This is a genomic window from Microcoleus sp. MON1_C1, from assembly GCF_036701945.1.
In the GTDB taxonomy this organism is placed as follows: Bacteria; Cyanobacteriota; Cyanobacteriia; order Cyanobacteriales; family Microcoleaceae; genus Microcoleus.
On record NZ_JAUBRO010000115.1, the window covers coordinates 1 to 3863 of the forward strand.

Sequence of the window (3863 nt, forward strand, 5' to 3'; positions counted from 1 at the left end):
ATATGTCCTATTTTATGACACTTTGTGTACTCTGCTTACTTTTTTCTTCTGCTACCCCTACTTATTGAGCCGATACTGTTTATGCGTGGTCAAAAAAAGGAAAAAAAGTATATGGGGATAGACAAGGAAAACGCGGAAAAAGAAAAAATTTAGTAGCAGGAAGAAGAAAAGGAAACAAGGACTTGATTGCACCTATGGTCTTTACAGGAACCTTGAATGCAGAAAGTTTTGAAGGGTGGTTAGCTTTATATTTATTGCCATCTTTAACAATACCATCAATATTAATCATGGATAATGCACCGATTCATCGTAAGACAGCAATTAGACTCCTGGTGGAGGAAGCCGGCCATCAGATACTTTTTTTACCAAAATACTCTCCTGACTTAAATGATATTGAGCATGATTTTAGTGCATTAAAGAGAGCTATAATGTATTCGCATTCTGCCACATCTCTTGATGAGATTATTCGCGCTTATTGTGCAACTTAGTGTCTCATCTTTATTTGAAATAACTATACCCTCAAAGAACGTACCTATGAACATCAACCCACAGCCTTACCCCACGGTATACCTGTCGGCATCGGTCAGGGATATAGTACGATCGCACTGATACCTTCGATGAGCGGCAGTTGGGCACTGCCGTTAAGACATGAACGTATTACCAGTTGGGACAACCCAATCGGTAAAGGCGCTGAACAATTGGCACAAGTATGTCAATATCTTCAGCATAGACCGATCGCTCTATTTGATAGTGAATATGGGTGCGCCCCTTTGGTTAAACCCACCGCTGCAATCGCTGCTGATAAACTAATGCGTATTCGCTCCAATCGTTGCTTATGGTCAACGCCCCCAGCCTATAGTGGTAAAGGCAGACCCAAAATTCACGGTCAACAGTTTAAGCTCAACGACTCTCAAAGCTGGTGGGAACCAGAACAAACCCTCGAATCTGTTGAACCCAAACTCGGAAAAATTCGGTTAAGAAAATGGGATGACTTGCACTTTCGAGGTAGTCCCAAACATCCAATGACTCTGATTTTAGTCGAACGTCTAGAAACTGTAACGGGTCGATTAAACAGTCAACCTTTGTGGTTAGTGTGGGTTGGTATCCAAATGCCGTCTCTGGCTGAAATTTGGCAACTATATCTACGTCGTTTTACGATCGAGCATTGGTATCGGTTAGCTAAACAAACCTTGCATTGGACTGTGCCGAAGCTAAGCACTCCTGAACAATGCGAACGATGGAGTGATTTAATGCCATTGCTAACATGGCAATTATGGTTAGCTAAACATGTCGTCACAGAAATTCGTTTGCCCTGGCAAAAGTCTCTCCCTGAATTGACGCCGGGAAGGGTTGTACAATCAATGCTTCCACTTTTAGTCAGGATTGGAAGTCCGGCTGTTGCTCCGAAACGGCGAGGAAATTCAGACGGATGGCAAACAGGAAAACCTCGCACTCCAAGATGCCGCTATCCTGTGGTCAAAAAGGGTAAAGGTAGGTTCCAAAACTGGTCAAAATCGATTAGTTAACCTGATCAGCTCTCTCTAAATTCACCATAACTTCTACTCAGCTAAGGCTGAGTAAATTTGTGCTTAGTCTAAACTCCAATACCAAGAATACAAGCATATCAATCGCAATCCACTGTTTTTCTTTGACACGCGGATTAGCGAGGAGATGTTAGCAACAGAAGCTGACATTGAACGACGCACAGAAAACCGCTCTCAAGATATGCCTCTGCGGCTAGTATTCTCAGGTCGCCTAATTAAGATGATAAGGAGCCGATCATTTACTTGAGGTCGCTAGAGAGCTCAAACAACTGAAGGTGAAATTTGAAATGTTCATCAGTGGTATTGGTGAATTAGAAGAGATGATGCACCAGCAAATAGCTGCCAATCAACTTAATGATTGCGTGAAAATGCTCGGAGTGCCTGACTTTCAAACAAAGTTTTTCCCCTTTGTGAAGAACAATATTGATTTGTTTGTTTGCTGTCACCGACAGGGCGATCCTTCTTGTACTTACATAGAAACTATGGCTGGTGGCGTGCCGATTGTTGGATATGCTAACGAAGCATTCCAGGGAATTGTAGAAATGTCGGAGGCAGGATGGGTGGTGCCAATGAATCAGCCTAAACAGATGGCGAAGAAAATTGCAGAACTCAGCCACAACCGGGAAGAAATTAAATCGATGTCGTTCAAGTCGCTGAAGTTTGCTCAACAGCACACATTTGAGAAGACTTTTCAAGCTCGCGTAAAACATATGCAGGCTATTGCCTACTCAACGCGGCTTAATCAAGTCACCGAAAGTCAAGTATATGATGCTCCAGATATGGTTTGGGCGTACAGTCAACTGCCTTAAGAGTCCTTTTGCCGATTGAGCCAGGTGTCATTAAGGTAGCCACGGAAATCGGAGGTCTTGTAAAGGCAATGGTTGAGGTGATCGATCGCCATTAGATTTAGATGTTTTTTTCAAACTTAATAGCATCAAACTCGACTGGGCGATCGCATTTCTTCCATAGGTTCTCAAGTCTCCTTTAACGGGTTACATTTTCTGGGCAACTACCAGATCCCACCCCAACTATAAACCATCGAGCGACCAACTCATTTTCCTTTCCACCGGAACAGGCACAAGTAATACTATTTTCCTAAAGTAGTGCTACAGTTAGTAGGTGTCTGTGTTGTAAGTTAGTACCCAAACATAAGAAAGAAAAATGTCAGGAGTTGCCAAGATTGAAATTCGGGAAACAGCAGCAGAATTGAAAGCTCTTCTGCGTCAAGAAAAAGATGCTCAACGCTATGAAAAACTGCAAGTTCTGTATTGGCTCAAAACTCAAACGGTAGAAAGTGTATTGTCGGCTGCTGTGCGGTTAGGTAAACATCGTACCAGAATACAAAGATGGCTGTCTAGCTATCGCTCGGGGGGAATAGAAGAATTATTAATCCAGAAACCCCGTTCGGGAAGACCGAGAATAATGAATCCAGAAACCGTAGAGAAATTATCACAGGAATTGCAACAACCCGAAGGATTCAGTAGCTATAAAGAAGTACATCAATGGTTGACAAGCTGCTGTGAAGTAAAACTAGCATATCGAACAGTACATCAGTGGGCAAGATATCGGCTCAAAAGCAAATTAAAAGTGCCGCGCCCAGTAAGTGAAAAGCAAAAACCAGGAGCACCAGAGGAATTTAAAAAAAACTTTCATCCTTAATCAAAGGCAGCTTGAGTCAGAGTGAGAGCTTTTTCAAACAGTGGAAAAAAGTGCGATATTGGAGTGAAGATGAAAGCCGGATGGGCTTGCATACAATTAGGAGAATAAAATTAACAGGGAGCGGAATAAAACCGCAAGTCAAAGTGCTATGGGATTTTACTTATTTATGGCTGTACGGGGCAGTGGAGCCACTAACAGGAGAGGGTTTTTTTTACGAGTTTACGCATCTGGATACAACGTGCTTCGAGAAATTCTTGGAGCTATTTGCCAGTAAGTATCCTCTGGATTTACATATCATACAAGTAGATAATGGAGGGTTTCATAACTCCTTAAATCTGAGCAGACCGCCTGAATGTTATTTTGCTATTTCAGCCAGCCTACAGTCCGGAAGTAAATCCAATAGAAAGACTGTGGGGGTATGTAAAAGAACAATTAAAATGGTTGAGATTTGAACACATAGAGGAGTTGAGAGCAGCGGTGCAAAAAGAGTTAAACAAGTTGACGAATGAAGTCATTGCTTCTTTGACGGGATGGCAATTCATTTTAGATGCCTTATCTGTAGCAGAACTTTAGGAAATTGGTATTATTTTGCTATTTCAGCCAGCCTACAGTCCGGAAGTAAATCCAATAGAAAGACTGTGGGGGTATGTAAAAGAACAA

Annotated in this window: 4 protein-coding genes and 1 pseudogene; all 5 read left to right on the forward strand. The window is 42.2% G+C overall.

From position 1 onward, the window contains the following. Positions 1–77: 77 nt before the first annotated feature. Positions 78–488, forward strand: a pseudogene (locus QUA62_RS28910) (transposase); the annotation flags it as partial. A 129-nt stretch (positions 489–617) separates the two neighbouring features. Then, positions 618–1526, forward strand: a complete 909-nt coding sequence (locus QUA62_RS28915) for a transposase (RefSeq protein WP_333408239.1) — start codon at positions 618–620, stop codon at positions 1524–1526. A 305-nt stretch (positions 1527–1831) separates the two neighbouring features. After that, entirely contained in the window at positions 1832–2353 is a 522-nt protein-coding gene (locus tag QUA62_RS28920; protein WP_333408240.1) for a glycosyltransferase, read from the forward strand. Positions 2354–2705: 352 nt separating this feature from the next. After that, a complete protein-coding gene (locus tag QUA62_RS28925; RefSeq protein ID WP_333408241.1) occupies positions 2706–3203 on the forward strand; it encodes a helix-turn-helix domain-containing protein in 498 nt (165 codons plus the stop codon). A gap of 360 nt (positions 3204–3563) precedes the next feature. Then, positions 3564–3776 (forward strand): transposase, encoded by a 213-nt coding sequence (locus tag QUA62_RS28930; RefSeq protein WP_190661525.1) that lies wholly within the window; start codon positions 3564–3566, stop codon positions 3774–3776. Positions 3777–3863 lie beyond the last annotated feature (87 nt).